Below are 15127 nucleotides of genomic sequence, written 5' to 3'. Positions count from 1 at the left end.
GGGTTGGGGGGTGGGTCGCGTCCTGACGTACCGCCACAGCGTCGCAATGAGGTGCCGTATCGCGGTCATCCACCCACCCCCAGCCCCTCCCTTGCAGGGAGGGGAGCTTTATTGGGCAATCCCGTCCAGCACCGTCACCGCCTCGGCCGGCAGCTTCAGCTCGCGCACCGCCAGGTTCTCACGCAGATGGCCGAGCGACGAGGTGCCGGGGATCAGCAGCAGGTTGGGCGAACGCTGGAGCAGCCAGGCGAGCGCGACCTGCATCGGCGTGGCGCCGAGACCCTTCGCCACCTCGTCGAGCGTGCCCGACTGGATCGGCGAGAAGCCGCCCAAGGGGAAGAAGGGCACATAGGCGATCCCCGCCTCGGCCAGGGTGTGGAGCAGCGCCTCGTCCTCGCGATGGGCGAGATTGTACTGGTTCTGCACGCAGACCACCGGCGCGATGTCACGCGCTTGCTCGACCTGCTTCGCCGTCGCGTTGCTGAGGCCCAGGTGGCGGATCAGCCCCTGCTCGCGCAGCCGCGCCAGCCGCTCGAACTGCGGGGCGATCGGACCCTCGCTGGGGGCATGGATGTCGCCCATGATGCGCAGATTGACGACGCCGATCGCCTCGATGCCGAGATTGGTGAGGTTGTCATGCACCGCCGCCTCGATCTCGTCCGGGCTCCAGGCGGGCAGCCAGGCGGCATCGTCGCCGCGGCGGGCACCGACCTTGGTGACGATGACGAGATCGTCGGGATAGGGGTGTAGCGCTTCGCGGATCAGCTTGTTGGTGACGTGGGGGCCGTAAAAGTCGCTGGTGTCGATGTGGTTGACGCCCGAGGCCACTGCCTCGCGCAGCACGGCGAGCGCCTGATCGGGGTCGCGCGGCGGGCCGAACACGCCCGGGCCGGCAAGCTGCATCGCGCCATAGCCGACGCGGTTCACGCGGCGGTCGCCCAGCTGGTAGGTCATCGGGAAGTCGGTCATCGTCATTCTCCAGTCTCGAAGCACGCCGCCTATCTAAGGCTTGCGGCATCGCGCGATAATCGGGCACAATCTGCACGGGCTGTGCGGAATTTCGAACAATGGATCTCGACCTTGGCGAGTTGAACGCGTTCCTGTCCGTAGCCCGGGCCGGCGGCTTTCGCGATGCCGCGCGGGCGACGGGGGCGAGCGCCTCGGGGCTCAGCGAGGCGGTGCGAAGGCTGGAGGCGCGGCTGGGCGTGCGGCTGCTCAACCGCACCACCCGCAGCGTTGCGCCGACCGAGGCGGGTGCGCGGCTGATCGAGCGGCTCGCCCCCGCGCTGGGCGAAGTCGCGGCAGCACTCGACGTGGTCAACATCTTCCGCGACCGGCCGGCGGGCACGCTCAAGCTCAACGTGCCGATCGGCGCGGCGCGGATCGTGCTGCCGGCGATCCTGCCGGGCTTCCTTGCTGCCTATCCCGACATCCAGGTCGAGATCGTTGCGCAGGACAATTTCGTCGACCTGCTGGCAGCGGGCTGCGACGCCGGCATCCGCTATGACGAGCGGCTGGAGCAGGACATGATCGCGGTGCCGATCGGCCCGCGCGTCCAGCGCTTCGCCGCGGCCGCCTCCCCCGCCTATCTGGCTGAATATGGGGTGCCCGGGCATCCGCGCGACCTGCTGAACCATCGCTGCCTGCGTGGCCGGTTCGAGAGCGGGCGGCTGATCCCCTGGGAATTCGAGAAGGACGGCGAGATACTGGTGGTCGAGCCGCCGCCGGCGCTGATCGTCACCGTGGGCAGCGCGATCGACATGCTGCTCGACGTCGCGGCGGCGGGCGGTGGTATCGTGACCCTGTTCGAGGACTGGCTGAAGCCAAGCTTCGCCAGCGGGGCACTGGTGCCGGTGCTGGAGGATTGGTGGGAGAGCTTTCCGGGGCCGTTCCTCTACTATCCGGGGCGAAGGCTGGTGCCGGCGCCGCTGCGGGCGTTCATCGATTATGTGAGGGCTAATCCGGGCGGGCATTCTCCCCGTCATCCCCGCGAAAGCGGGGACCCATCTCCAGCACCAACCCCATAATCAGCCGACGCATTGGCGGACAGTCCGGGAGATGGGCCCCCGCTTTCGCGGGGGTGACGATAGGGAGCGAACTCAAGGCAGCGCATACGCCACCACCTCATCCCCCACTGGCGTCTCCATGAAGTGGTGCCCGCCGGCATAGATCACCAGATACTGTTTCCCGTTCGCCTCATAGGTGATCGGCGTGGCCTGGCCGCCCGCGGGCAGCACGGCCTTCCATAGCGTTCTGCCTGTCTTGAGGTCGATCGCGCGGATCAAATTGTCGGTCGCCGCCGCGACGAAGATCAATCCGCCCGCCGTCACCACCGAGCCGCCATTGTTGGGCGTGCCGATGCTCACCGGCAGCATCGAGGGGATGCCGAACGGGCCGTTGGTACGGGCTTCACCGAACGGGCGGTCCCAGATCGTCTTGCCGCTGGCCATGTCGATCGCGCGGATCCCGCCATAGGGCGGCTGCTTGCAGAGCAGCCCGGTGAAGGGCATCCGCCAGCCGGCATTGACGTTGATCGCATAGGGCGTGTTCGCCTGGGGATCGCCCGCCCCTTCCGCGCCGCCGATCCTGCCGCGGGCTTGGTCGCGCGGTGCCCAGCCGAGCTTGTCGGCCTCGGCGCGCGGGACGAGCCGGACATAGTTGGGCATGTCGTTATAGTTGGCGACGATCACCCCGCGCTGCGGGTCGACAGCGATGCCGCCCCAGTCGGTGCCGCCATTGTAACCGGGATACTGGATCGAGTGGCGGCTCGCCTCGGGCGGGGTGAAGAAACCCTTGTAGCTCGCCCGGCGGAACTGGATGCGGCAGAGCATCTGGTCGATCGGCGACATGCCCCACATGTCGCGCTCGGTCAGGTCGGGCTTGCGGAGTGTATGCCAGAGCGAGACGCGCTGGGTGGCGGCGCGCTGCTGCGGCTCGACGCCGCCGCCAGGCACTTTCATCTCGCCCACGGGGGTGAGCGGCTGGCCGGTGCGGCGGTCGAGGATGTAGATGTCGCCCTGCTTCGAGGGCAGCACCAGCGCCGGGGCACCCTTGTAGTCGACCAGGGTCGCCTGGGCACCGAAGTCGTAATCCCACACATCGTTGCGGACGGCCTGGAAGCGCCAGCGCGGCTTGCCGGTGGTCACGTCGAGCGCGACCAGCGAGGTGGCGTAGAAATTCTCCTCGGGGCGGCGGAGCGACGAGTAATAGTCGGCCGCGGCATTGCCCATCGGGAGGTAGACCAGCCCGAGTTGCTCGTCGCCGCTCGCCAGCGTCCACATGTTCGGCGTGCCGCGCGCCCATTCCTGGCCCGCGGGCGGCGCGCCGTTCCAGCTCGGATGCATCATATCCCACGCCCAGCGCAATTGACCGGTGACGACGTCGAAGCCCTGGATCACGCCCGAGGGCGCCCAGCGGTCCTGCCCGTCGAGCACCTGGTGGCCGGTGACCAGCACGCCGCGAACCAGCGTGGGCGGCGAGTTGATCGAGACGAAACCGTCCGGAACCTTGCCCATGCCCTGCTTGGCGTCGACCTGGCCATTGGTGCCGAAATCGGTGCAGGGCTTGCCGTTCTTCGCATCGACCGCGATCAGCCGCGCGTCGAGCGTGCCCTCGATGATCCGGGTCGCGCAGGCCTGGTTCGCCGGGACGTTCGGCACCGCATAATAGACCACGCCGCGACAGGCCGCCGTGTAGGGTATGGCGTCGTCGGGGACCTCGGGATCGTAGCGCCACTTCTCCATGCCGCTTGCGGCATCGAGCGCGATCATGATGTTCTTGGGCGTGCAGACATAGAGGCTGTCGCCGACCTTGAGCGGGGTGTTCTCCGCGCCATAGGTCTTCCGGATCATCGGCGAGCTCGGCAGGTCGCCGGTATGGGTGAGCCACACCTGTCTGAGCCTCGAGACATTGGCCGGCGTGATCTGGACGAGCGGCGAATAGCGGCGCGCGCTGGTGGTGCCGCCATAGACCGGCCAGTCGGCGCCGGTCTGCTGGCCCGAGGGATCGAGCATGCCCGCGGTGCCGGGCGACGGCAGGCCGGCGAGCACCGGGTTGGGCATGCCGGCAGCGGCCGCCCAGAAATTGATAACGCCAAGCGCCAGCGTAAATGCGACGCCGCCCAGCGCGAGGCGCCACTTGCCCGGCGCCGGGGTCAGGGTCGGCAGGATCAGGATCACGGCGATGGCCAGCACGACCGGGGCAATCACCCGTGGCACCTGCGCCCAAGGATTCGAACCGACCTCCCACCAGGCCCAGAACACGCTGGAAATGACGATTGCGAGATAGAGCCAGCCGCCGCTCATCCGTCCGCGGACCAGCAGCACGCCCGACCAGAGCATCAGCGCGCCGGTGACGAGATAGTAGAGCGAGCCGCCCAGCACCGCGAGCCAGGCGCCGCCGATGGCCAGCACCAGGCCGATCAGCGCGATCAGCCCGCCGACGATCATCGCGGCGATGCTGCGCCGTCCCGGGGTGGGCTCCACCGGCTCGAGATAGGGGATACGTTCCCCCTCGTAGCGCGTGTCGGTCATCGCCTGCTCCCTGTGGCCCACGGACCATCGGGAAACCGGTTTCGAAACGAGACCGTTCCATTGTGAACGAAATTTCATGTTGTCCGTGGGGGCTAGCCCTCGCCTCCCCCATTACCTAGATCAATGCCATGTCTGATCCCAACACGCTCGTTCAGCCCGACAAGGGCCAGTCCGCCCGCACCATCCATGTGATCGACGCCAAGGGCTTCGATGCCTGGCTCGCCGCCCAGCCGCCGCGCCACCGCACCGCTGCCGCCGCGCAGAAGCTGGCGCCGAGCGCCTATTCGAGCGCGATCCTGCCCGGCGACGGCGCCGAGGACTGGTCGGTGGTCAGCGTGGTCGCCAATGCCGAGAAGCTCTCGGCCTGGTGCCTCGCCAAGCTGGCCGAGACGCTTCCGGAAGGGACGTACCGCGTCGAGGGCGTGGAGCCCGGCAAGGCGATCCATGGCTGGCTCGCCGCCCAGTACAAATTCGACGCCTACAAGAAGGACGAGAAAACCCCGACCGGCCCGCGCGTGCTGCTGACCGGCGATCCCGCGCGGATCGAGGAAGCGGTGCGTATGGCCAACGCCACCTACAAGCTGCGCGACCGGATCAACACCGGCGCCAACGACATGGGCCCCGCCGATCTGGAGGCCGCCGCCGCCGACCTGGTCAAGGCCTATGGCGGCCAGCTCACCGTGGTGAAGGGCGACGAGGTCGAGAAGGGCTATGGCCTGCTCTGGGCGGTCGGCAAGGCCGCCGGCAAGGGCCGCGAGCCGCGCCTGATCGAGATCGAATGGGGCAATCCCGAGCATCCGAAGATCGCGATCATCGGCAAGGGCGTCTGCTTCGATTCGGGCGGCCTCGACATCAAGCCGGCCAACGGCATGCGGCTGATGAAGAAGGACATGGGCGGCGCCGCCCACGCGCTGGCCACCGCCGAGCTGATCATGTCGTCGCGCCTGCCGGTGCGGCTGCACATGCTGGTCCCCGCGGTCGAGAACTCGATCAACGGCGAGGCGACCCGCCCGGGCGACATCATGCGCTCGCGCAAGGGCATCACGGTCGAGAACAGCAACACCGACGCCGAGGGCCGCCTGATCCTGGCCGACGCGCTGACCAAGGCCGAGGAAAAGGGCCCGGAACTGGTGATCGACTATGCGACGCTGACCGGCGCCGCCCGCGTCGCGCTGGGTGCCGACCTGCAGGCGCTGTTCGCAAACGACGACACGCTGGCGAGCGAGCTGATGGCCGCGGCGGAGACCGAGGCGGATCCGATGTGGCGCCTGCCGCTCTACGATCCGTACAAGGAGATGCTGAAGTCGGACGTGGCCGACATGGTCAACGCGGCCGAGGCACCGTTCGGCGGCGCGCTGACCGCGGCGCTGTTCCTCAAGGAGTTCGTGCCGGAGAAGGCGCAATGGGCGCATCTCGACATCTTCTGCTGGAACGGCAGCCACAAGCCGGGCCGCCCCAAGGGCGCCGAGGCGGTGAGCCTGCGCGCGGTGTGGAAGGTGCTGAAGGATCGGTACGCGAACTGATCGCAATTCCTCCCCCGGAGGGCACCTCCGGGGGAGGGGGACCGCGCGCGCAGCGCGTGGTGGAGGGGGCAGCCGCTATCGAGGGGGAATTTCCCCCTCCACCACCGCCTTCGGCGGCGGTCCCCCTCCCCCGCTGTCTTCGCAGCGAGAGAGGAATGGCGTTTCCTAAAACACCAGCGTCCGCGCGAAGAACGGCAGCATCTCGGTGTAGATGCGGCCGTCCTCGCCCAAGTGGCGATCCCCCCAGCCGCCGCGATATTCCTCCGCTTCATAGGGCACGCCGAACGCGTCGAGCGTGCGGGTGAAGGCCTGGAGCGAGACGATGTGATCGGGGTTGGTATCGCCTCGCCCCCAATCGAACATGAAGCCGCGCAGGCGCTTGAGATTGGCCGCGTGCGCGGGGACCTGGCGCTCCAGGAAGAAGCTGGCGTTGAGCTTCTCGGTCAGCGCCGGATCGACCTCCAGCCTGCCGCCCACCAGCCGAGCCGGCGGATCGAAGAACAGGGGCGCCCGCGCCGCGTTCGGCAGATGCGCCTGAAAGATCGACGTGAAGACCAGCGAGAAGCCGTCACTGCGCAGGTCTTCGAACGCCTTCGCGTCCTGGAGCAGCTGCCAGTTGGGGCGGGAGAACATGGTCTGCAGGCCTGGCCCCGCACCGATCGGATGGAGCGCGTAGACCGCGCCGAACACCTCCGGATGCCGCATCGCCAACCGGATCGCACCGTGCCCACCCATCCGGTCCCCGGCGATACCGCGCGAATTGGGGGTTGCCAGCGTGCGGTAGCGCCCATCGACCCAGGCGACGAGCTCGCGGCTGACCAGGTCCTCCCAATTCCCGGTGACCGGCGAGTTGACGTACCAGCTGCCGCCCGCCGGCGTGGTGCAGTCGACCGTCACCACGATCACATCGCCGATCACCTTGCCGGCGATCGCGCGGTCGAGCAGCGCCTGCGCGCCGTTGTTCGCCCAGGGCGCGCGGTCGTCCTCGAAGAAGTTGGTGAGGTAATAGAGGACGGGGAAGCGCTTTGCCGGGGCCGTAGCATAGCCGTCCGGCAGGTAGACAGTGACGCTGCGGGCGCTCGGCAGCCCGGCGGCATTGCCCCTGAGGCTGGCGGCGTCGATCCGTCCGTGTTCCAGCGTGCCGGCAAAGGCAGGCGTGGCGATCAGGGCGAGCAGGCAGGCGAACCAGGCGAGAAGCGGCATCGGACCCTCCCGTGAACCGCGTCATGCTATGCCGGGCGGGCGCCGTACGGAAGAGGCGCTCAGGCGGCGCTGGCGTCCCGTGTCGCCTCGATGTCCGCCGCGCACATCGGATGGCCGTAGAGATAGCCCTGCCCCATCGCGCAGCCGAGCCGGGCGAGCGTCTCCGCAATCGCGGGCGACTCGATCCCTTCCGCGACCACCGGCAGCTCGAGCGTGGTGGCGAGCGCGATGATCGCCAGGATCAGCTTCAGCGCCTGGGGATCGCGGTCCATCGAAGTGACGAAGGAGCGGTCGATCTTCAGCCGGTCGAACGGCAGCATCTGGAGGTGCTGGAGCGAGGAATAGCCGGTGCCGAAATCGTCCAGGGCGAGCTGGACGCCCTGGTTGCGCAGCGATTCGATCGCCTCCTGCGCGCTCTCGGCATCGACGATCAGCGCGTTCTCGGTGATCTCGATGGTGAGAAGGCGGGCCGGGAAACGCTCGCGGATCAGCACGCCGAGCAGCTTCTGGCTGAACCAGGGATCCTTGAGCTGGGTCGGTGAGACGTTGATCGCGATCGGTACTTCCCACTCGCGCGTCTCGCGGCAGGCGCGGCGCAGCAGGCGGAGCATCAGCGTGTCGATCAGCCCGCATTCCTCGGCGATCGGGATGAACAGCTCGGGGCCGATCTCCGCGCCGTCGCCGCGGGCCCAGCGCGCGAGCAGCTCATAGCCGACCACCGCGCCGCTGCGCAGATCGACGATCGGCTGGTAATGGGGGACGAAGGCGTCGCGGTTCATCGCCTCGCGCATCTCGCGCTCGATCTCGGCCCGCCTGCGGATCTCGGCATCGAGCATCGGCTCGAAGGCGCAGTGCTGGCCGCGGCCGAGATGCTTGGCCTTGTAGAGCGCGATGTCGGCGCGGCGCATCAGCGTGTCGAGGTCGAGCGCGTCCTGCGGATAAAGCGAGATGCCGACGCTGGCGCCGATGTGGTGGACGAGCTCCGGCCCCGAGAACGGCTTGTGCATCGCATGGACGATGGCATGCGCGGTGCGGCGCGCGCCCTCGACATCGCCGCCGACGATCACCGCGAACTCGTCGCCACCCAGCCGGTAGCTGGTCCCGCTGACGCCAACCACCGCATCGAGCCGCGCCGCGACGTCGCGTAGAAGCTGGTCGCCCGCGGGATGGCCGTGCACGTCGTTGATCGACTTGAACCGGTCGAGATCGATGATCAGCAGGCCGAGCGGCGCGCCGTCGCCTTGTGGGGAGAGCCGGCGCTCCAGCGCCTCGGCCAGCGCGCGGCGATTGGGCAGGCCGGTAAGCGGATCGTGATAGGCGAGGTCGTGCGCGCGCTGCTCGGCGCCCAGGGCACGCAGCTGCTCGGCCGCCATGTCCGAGCGCGAGGTCAGCACCTCGACGAAGCCGGCATGGTTGGTGCGCAGGATGCGCAGCACGACGAGCGCGACCAGCAGGATGTTGGCGCCGAGCCCGCGCAGGAACCAGTCGTCGGAGAAGACCAGGCAGATGGTGACCGGCATCGCCCCGAACAGCAGCACCGCCTGCCCGGCGCGCGGCACCGCCTGGAGGCAGTAGCAGCAGCTGATCGCGCCGATGAAGATGTAGAGCGCAATGCAGGCGCGGCGGATCAGATCGCCCTCGGCATAGAGCAGCAGCCCCCATCCGCCGAAGCCGAGGCTGAGCAGCATCGACACGATCACCGTGCCGCGCAGGTAATGCGGGATGTTTTCGGGCCGGGGCGTGAAGCTGCGCCGCTGCAGCCAGAAGGTGGCGCGCACCGCCGAGAGCAGCGCCAGCGCCGCCGGCATGCCCAGGCTCCACCAGGGGCTGACCGTGCCATAGGCCGCAAAGGCGAGGAATGCCGAGTCGACGAACATCATCGCGTACATCAGCGGCACCTGCTTGCGCAGGGCGCGGAACTGCTCGACCAGAATCGCCTGATTCTGCTCGCTGTCGACGGGGCCTGCGGGAAGCGGAAGCTTCGGCATATCCATTTATAGCGGCCCGCCGCGCCGCCGCCGGGACGGGCACCGCGTATTTTACGCAATTTCAGTAGATTACCGTATTCCCCCGGAATGGGCTAACCTGTGCTTTCGTCCAGCCTCCCCGTCGGCGCCGCGCTCTGCTACCGAGGGGCTATGGCGGCCAAGCATCCCAACCTCACCCTCACCGCCTGCATCCTCGCGTCGAGCCTGGCGTTCATCGACGGATCGGTGACCAATGTCGCGTTGCCGGCAATCGGCGCCGACCTGCACGCCACGCCCGCAGAGCTGCAATGGACGATCAACGCGTACATGCTGCCCCTCTCGGCGCTGCTGCTGATCGGCGGCGCGGCAGGGGACCATTTCGGACGGCGCAAGCTGCTGGTGCTCGGCATCGCGCTGTTCACCATCGCATCGGTCGCCTGCGCCGTCGCCGCCGACCTGACGCTGCTGCTCGCGGCGCGGGCGCTGCAGGGCATCGGCGCAGCGATCCTGCTGCCCAACAGCCTGGCGACTCTGGGCCACGCCTTCACCGGCGAGGCGCGCGGCAAGGCGATCGGGACCTGGGCGGGCGTGGGCGCGATCGCCGGCGCGGTCGGGCCGCCGCTCGGCGGCTGGCTGGTCGATGCGATCGGCTGGCGGGCGATCTTCTACATCAACGTGCCGGTCGCGCTCGTCGCGATCGGGATCGCGCTCCTCTATGTCGAGGAGAGTTCGGAAGGCGACCTGCCGCTCGACCTGCCGGGCGCGCTGACCGCGACGCTGGCGCTGGGCGCGCTCACCTGGGCGCTGACGCTCTGGTCGAGCCACCATGCGATCGACACGACCGTGGCTATCGGGCTCGCCGCAGGTCTCGCCGCAATCGGCCTGTTCCTGTGGGTCGAGCATCACCGCGGCGACCGGGCGATGATGCCGGTCGCCATGTTCGGCTCGCGCGCCTTTGCCGGCCTGACCCTGCTCACCTTCCTGCTCTACGGCGCCTTGGGCGGCGTCCTGCTGCTCCTGCCCTATGTGCTGATCCAGGCCGGCGGCTATTCGGCGCTCCATGCCGGATTCGCGCTGCTGCCGATGCCGCTGGGCATGGGAATCGCCTCGCGAATCATGGGCCGGATCACCGCCAAGGTGGGCCCGCGCTGGCCGCTGACCATCGGGCCGATGATCGTCGCGATCGGCTTCGCGCTGCTGCTGCTCGTCGACGAGGACGCGCCCTATTGGACCTCGGTCTTCCCGGGCGCGCTGGCCATCGCGATCGGCATGGCCAGCGTCGCGGCGCCGCTGACCACCGCGGTGCTCGCCTCGGTCGACGAGACGCATACCGGCACCGCCTCGGGCTTCAACAGCGCGATCGCACGCACCGGCGGGCTGATCGCCACCGCGATCGCCGGCGCGGTGATCGCGGCGGCGGGCGAAGGGCTGGTCAGCGCCTTCCACATGGGGGCGCTGGTCGGCGCCGCGGCGGCCGCGCTTTCGGGGGTGACGGCGTTCCTGACGCTGGATCGCGGCTCGCGCGCGGGGGAAGGCAGTCGAAGCTAAGCCTTAGTTCCCCGGCGAAAGCCGGGGAGCAAGTTGATCAGGAAACCGACGCCGCGCCCTCGATGATCGGGACGAACTTCTCGGCGGTCAGGCTCGCGCCGCCGACCAGCGCGCCGTCGACATTGTCGAGCGCGAGGATCTGCGCGGCGTTCGCGCCGGTGACGGAGCCGCCATAGAGAATGCGGACACCCTCGGCCTTTTCCTCGCCGATCATCATCCGGAGCTTGGCGCGGAGAATCGCGTGCATCGAGGCGATCTCGTCGGGCGTCGGCGTCTTGCCGGTGCCGATCGCCCAGCGCGGCTCATAGGCGAGCGTCAGCCAGCTGGGGTCGGCATCGTCGGGCAGCGACTTCTCGATCTGCGACTGGACGATGCGCTCGGCCCGGCCGGCGGCCCGCTCGGCCTCGAGCTCGCCGCAGCACAGGATCACCTTGAGCCCGTGCCGGTGCGCCGCCGCCGCCTTCATATAGGCATCGTGGCTGGTCTCGTGCTGGTCGCCGCGGCGCTCGCTATGGCCGACGATGGTGAGGGTCGCCCCCTCCTCCACCAGCATCGGCGCGGAGATGCAGCCGGTATGCGCGCCCTTGTCGGCCTCGTGCAGGTCCTGCGCGCCGATCGGCAGCGCGCCCGCCACCTGCGCGGCGGGGTGGATCAGCGTGTAGGGCACGCAGAGCGCGGCATCGACCGAGGGATTCGCCGCCGCGGCCGCCGCGATCGCCTCGATCTCCGGCAGCTGCGCGCGCAGCCCGTGCATCTTCCAGTTCCCAGCCACCAGCTTGCGCCGCATCACCCCAACCTCCTTTTGTCTGTTTCGGTTGCGGATAGCAGGGAGGAACGTTCGCACAAGCTTGATGGCAGCGAATGAGCGCCCTAAAGCACCGGGCAAACCATTCCAACGATCGGCCCTTCATGCTCAGCTTCTTCCGCAATTTCACCAAGTCGCGCTACGGCCTGATTGCGGTGTTCCTGTTCCTCGGCATCATCGCCATCGCCTTTGCCGCGGGTGACATCACCGGCATCCGCAACGGCGCCTCCGGCGCGTCGAACAGCACGCTGGCGACGGTGGGCGGGCAGAAGATCTCCGACACCGAGGTGAAGGACCGGATCGAGCGCTTCCTGCGCAGCCTGCAGCAGCAGGGCCAGACCGTGACGATGGAGCAGTTCCTCGGCCAGGGCGGTCTCGACATCGCGATCGACGAGATGATCAACCAGGCCGCGCTGGTGGAATTCGCCCGCAAGTCCGGCATGCAGGTGTCGAAGAAGCTGATCGACACCGACATCGCCAGCAACCCGAGCTTCGCCGGCATCGACGGCAAGTTCAGCCAGCAGGCCTTCGAGAAGCTGCTCGCCGACAACCGCATCGCCCCCGCCACCTTCCGCGAGAGCATGCTGCGCGAACGCTATGGCAACTGGCTGGTCAACCGCGCCACGATCGGCACCGACGTGCCCAACGGCGTGGTCGCCCCCTATGCCTCGCTGCTGCTCGAGCGCCGCATGGGCGTGGTCGGCATGATCAACACCGCGCAGATGGACCCGGGCCCCGACCCCGACGACAAGGCGCTCAACGCCTATTATGTCAGCCACCGCGCCCGCTACCTGGTACCGCAGCGCCGTTCCGTCCGCTTTGCGACCGTGTCGATCGACCAGATCCGCGCGCAGCAGACCGCGACCGAGGCCGAGGTTGCCGACGCCTACAAGAAGGCCGGCGCCCGCTATGCCGCGACCCAGAAGCGCAATGTGCGCCAGCTCGTCGTGCTCGACCAGGCGACCGCCAACAAGATCGCCGGCGAAGTGAAGGGCGGCAAGGCGCTGGCCGCCGCCGCCCAGGAAGCGGGCCTGGAGCCCAGCAACTTCGAGGGCATCCAGAAGCCCGAGCTGGCCCGCCAGACCACCGCCGGGATCGCCGATGCCGCCTTCGCCGCGGCGCAGGGCGGCGTAGTCGGGCCGATCAAGTCGTCGCTCGGCTACCACATCCTGGTGATCGAGAAGATCGAGCAGATCGCCGCCAAGTCGCTCGACCAGGCCCGTGAGGAGCTGTCGACCGAGATCACCCAGCGCAAGACCGCCGAGGCGCTGGCCGCGCTGCGCCAGAAGATCGAGGACGGCGTCGGCGACGGCAAGAACTTCGCCGAGCTGCTGGCCGACGCCAAGCTGGCCGCGCAGGTCACCCCGGCGCTGACCGCCACCGGCACCGATCCCGACAACGAGGCGTACAAGCCCGATCCGGCGATCGTCGCGATCATGCGCGGCGGCTTCGCGATGGAGAATGTCGGCGACGAGCCGCAGATCGTCCAGACCTCGCCGGAAGGCGCCTTCGCAGTGCTGACGCTCGACAAGGTCGTTCCGGCCGCGCCGCGCGACCTCGCCAGCATCCGCGACAAGGTGAAGACCGACTATCTGGTCGACAAGGCGCTGGAAAAGGCCAAGGCCGCCGCTACTGCCGTGGTCGCCGCGCTCGACAAGGGCGTGCCGATGGACAAGGCCCTTGCCGATGCCGGCGCCAAGGGCCCGCCGCCCAAGCCGTTCGATTTCAAGCGCCAGGAAATCGCGGACAAGGAGCAGTTCATCAAGATGGCCTTCAGCATGCAGCCGAAAAAGGCCCGCCTGCTCGAGGCCCCCGATCGCAAGGGCTATTATGTCGTGCTGCTCAATGCAGTGGAGCCGCATGACGCCTCGGGCAACGCCGAGGCGATGGCCGGGATGCGCAACGCGCTGACGCAGCAGATCCCCGCGGAATATGCCCGCGAGTTCATCCGCGCGATCCGCAACGACGTGAAGGTCACCCGCAACGAGGCGGCGATCGCCCGCCTGCGCGCGGACCTGACCCGCCAGGGCGTCCGCTAAGCAAGTGATCGAGGGTCTGGAAGCCGCCCGCGCGGCAAATGCCGCGGGGCGGCCGGCGCTGCTGTGGCGGCGCCAGATCGCGGACACGGAGACCCCGGTCGCCGCCGCACTCAAGTTGATCGAGCCGGGCCGCGGCGACTTCCTGCTCGAATCGGTCGAGGGCGGATCGGTCCGCGGGCGGCACAGCCTGATCGGCCTCGCCCCCGACCTGGTCTTCCGCGCGACGGGCAACGAGGCGGCGATCAACGCCGAGTGGCTGACCGACCGCAATGCGTTCAAGCCCTGCGCCGAGCCCGCGCTGGACGCGCTAAGGGCATTGGCCGGGCGCTGCCGCACCGAGGTGCCGCCCGAGCTGCCCAAGGCGCTCGCCTGCCTGGTCGGCTATTTCAGCTACGAGACGGTCGGCCTGGTCGAGAAGCTGCCGCGCCCGCCCGAGAACCCGATCGGCGTGCCTGACATGATGTTCGTGCGCCCGACGGTGGTGCTGGTGTTCGACCGGCTTGCCGACGCGCTGTTCCTCGTCGCGCCGGTGTGGCCAGACGGCGATGTCGACCTGGCGGCCGAGCGGATCGAGGCGGTTGCGGCGCAGCTGGCCAGCGCGCCCCTGCCCGCCCCGGTGCGTGCCGAGCCGGAAGCGGTGGAACTAACCCCGGTGCTGCGCCCCGGCCGCTATGGCGAGATGGTCGCGGCGGCGAAGGAGTACATCTCCGCCGGCGACATCTTCCAGGTGGTGCTGGCCCAGCGCTTCACCACGCCGTTCGCGCTGCCGCCCTTCGAACTGTATCGCGCGCTGCGGCGGATCAACCCCTCGCCCTTCCTCTACCATCTCGACCTGCCGGGCTTCGCGCTTACGGGCTCGAGCCCCGAGATCCTGGTGCGGGTGCGCGACAACGAAGTCACGATCCGTCCGATCGCCGGCACCCGTCCGCGCGGCAAGACCGCGGCAGAGGACGAGGAGAACCGCGCCAGCCTGCTCGCCGATCCCAAGGAATGCGCCGAGCATCTGATGCTGCTCGATCTCGGCCGTAACGATGTCGGCCGAGTGGCGGAAGCGGGCAGCGTGAAGGTGACCGACAGCTACACGGTCGAGTTCTACAGCCACGTCATGCACATTGTCTCGAACGTCGTCGGCAAGCTCGCGCCGGGCAAGGACGCGCTCGACGCACTGTTCGCCGGCTTCCCGGCGGGCACGGTGAGCGGCGCGCCCAAAGTGCGGGCGTGCGAGATCATCGCCGAGCTCGAGCAGGAGACGCGCGGGCCCTATGCCGGCGGCGTCGGCTATTTCTCGCCGGACGGATCGATGGACAGCTGCATCGTGCTGCGCACCGCGCTGGTGAAGGACGGGGTGATGCACGTCCAGGCGGGCGCGGGGATCGTGGCGGACAGCGTGCCGGAATATGAGCAGCGGGAGTGCGAGGCCAAGGCCGGGGCCCTGTTCGCGGCGGCTCGGGAGGCGGTGCGGCAGGCCGGGGAAGCCGGGTTCGGGCAGTAGCCAGTTAAATCCTCCCTC

Annotated in this window: 10 protein-coding genes; 5 read left to right on the top strand and 5 right to left on the bottom strand. The window is 68.8% G+C overall.

Translation table 11 applies throughout. The features are described 5' to 3' along the window. Window positions 1-108 precede the first annotated feature (108 nt). A complete protein-coding gene (locus J2W22_RS13755; protein ID WP_373422976.1) occupies window positions 109-969 on the bottom strand; it encodes an aldo/keto reductase family oxidoreductase in 861 nt (286 codons plus the stop codon). A 98-nt stretch (window positions 970-1067) separates the two neighbouring features. Between J2W22_RS13755 and J2W22_RS13750 the strand changes: the two genes are divergently transcribed. Then, the gene (locus tag J2W22_RS13750; RefSeq protein WP_307118808.1) at window positions 1068-2027 is read left to right on the top strand and encodes a LysR family transcriptional regulator; all 960 of its coding nucleotides are present in this window, start codon (window positions 1068-1070) and stop codon (window positions 2025-2027) included. A gap of 72 nt (window positions 2028-2099) precedes the next feature. Here J2W22_RS13750 and J2W22_RS13745 read toward each other — a convergent pair whose 3' ends face one another. Beyond that, a complete protein-coding gene (locus J2W22_RS13745) occupies window positions 2100-4532 on the bottom strand; it encodes a membrane-bound PQQ-dependent dehydrogenase, glucose/quinate/shikimate family (protein ID WP_307118807.1) in 2433 nt (810 codons plus the stop codon). 128 nt (window positions 4533-4660) lie between these two features. Here J2W22_RS13745 and J2W22_RS13740 point away from each other — a divergent pair, with 128 nt between their 5' ends. After that, complete coding sequence (locus J2W22_RS13740) at window positions 4661-6055, top strand: leucyl aminopeptidase family protein (protein ID WP_307118806.1); 1395 nt, start codon at window positions 4661-4663, stop codon at window positions 6053-6055. Window positions 6056-6220: 165 nt separating this feature from the next. Here the strand turns inward: J2W22_RS13740 and J2W22_RS13735 are convergent, their stop codons facing one another. Further along, on the bottom strand, window positions 6221-7258 hold the full coding sequence (locus J2W22_RS13735) for an alpha/beta hydrolase (RefSeq protein WP_307118805.1): 1038 nt from the start codon (window positions 7256-7258) through the stop codon (window positions 6221-6223). A 59-nt stretch (window positions 7259-7317) separates the two neighbouring features. After that, entirely contained in the window at window positions 7318-9246 is a 1929-nt protein-coding gene (locus tag J2W22_RS13730; RefSeq protein WP_307118804.1) for a putative bifunctional diguanylate cyclase/phosphodiesterase, read from the bottom strand. A gap of 150 nt (window positions 9247-9396) precedes the next feature. On the opposite strand from J2W22_RS13730, the gene J2W22_RS13725 reads away from it, so the two are divergent. Then, a complete protein-coding gene (locus J2W22_RS13725; protein WP_307118803.1) occupies window positions 9397-10773 on the top strand; it encodes an MFS transporter in 1377 nt (458 codons plus the stop codon). A gap of 37 nt (window positions 10774-10810) precedes the next feature. On the opposite strand, the gene tpiA is transcribed toward J2W22_RS13725, so the two are convergent. Then, window positions 10811-11563, bottom strand: a complete 753-nt coding sequence (gene tpiA / locus J2W22_RS13720) for a triose-phosphate isomerase (RefSeq protein ID WP_307118802.1) — start codon at window positions 11561-11563, stop codon at window positions 10811-10813. A gap of 119 nt (window positions 11564-11682) precedes the next feature. Here tpiA and J2W22_RS13715 point away from each other — a divergent pair, with 119 nt between their 5' ends. Next, the gene (locus tag J2W22_RS13715) at window positions 11683-13617 is read left to right on the top strand and encodes a peptidylprolyl isomerase (protein ID WP_307118801.1); all 1935 of its coding nucleotides are present in this window, start codon (window positions 11683-11685) and stop codon (window positions 13615-13617) included. A gap of 7 nt (window positions 13618-13624) precedes the next feature. Continuing rightward, window positions 13625-15109: an anthranilate synthase component I gene (gene trpE, locus J2W22_RS13710; protein ID WP_307119585.1), complete on the top strand. Its 1485-nt coding sequence runs from the start codon at window positions 13625-13627 to the stop codon at window positions 15107-15109. Window positions 15110-15127: the final 18 nt, after the last annotated feature.

The sequence above is a fragment of the Sphingomonas kyeonggiensis genome (assembly GCF_030812785.1).
Lineage (GTDB): Bacteria > Pseudomonadota > Alphaproteobacteria > Sphingomonadales > Sphingomonadaceae > Sphingomonas > Sphingomonas kyeonggiensis_B.
The sequence above is the reverse complement of the archived record's forward strand: the minus strand, read 5'-3'. Positions and strand labels throughout refer to the sequence as shown.

What these genes read in the sequence shown, in the direction of transcription:
- J2W22_RS13735 (WP_307118805.1), bottom strand. Translation starts at nt 7,258, where the DNA reads ATGCCGCTTCTCGCCTGGTTCGCCTGCCTGCTCGCCCTGATCGCCACG.
- J2W22_RS13740 (WP_307118806.1), top strand. Translation starts at nt 4,661, where the DNA reads ATGTCTGATCCCAACACGCTCGTTCAGCCCGACAAGGGCCAGTCCGCC.
- J2W22_RS13715 (WP_307118801.1), top strand. Translation starts at nt 11,683, where the DNA reads ATGCTCAGCTTCTTCCGCAATTTCACCAAGTCGCGCTACGGCCTGATT.
- J2W22_RS13730 (WP_307118804.1), bottom strand. Translation starts at nt 9,246, where the DNA reads ATGCCGAAGCTTCCGCTTCCCGCAGGCCCCGTCGACAGCGAGCAGAAT.
- J2W22_RS13750 (WP_307118808.1), top strand. Translation starts at nt 1,068, where the DNA reads ATGGATCTCGACCTTGGCGAGTTGAACGCGTTCCTGTCCGTAGCCCGG.
- J2W22_RS13725 (WP_307118803.1), top strand. Translation starts at nt 9,397, where the DNA reads ATGGCGGCCAAGCATCCCAACCTCACCCTCACCGCCTGCATCCTCGCG.
- J2W22_RS13745 (WP_307118807.1), bottom strand. Translation starts at nt 4,532, where the DNA reads ATGACCGACACGCGCTACGAGGGGGAACGTATCCCCTATCTCGAGCCG.
- J2W22_RS13755 (WP_373422976.1), bottom strand. Translation starts at nt 969, where the DNA reads ATGACCGACTTCCCGATGACCTACCAGCTGGGCGACCGCCGCGTGAAC.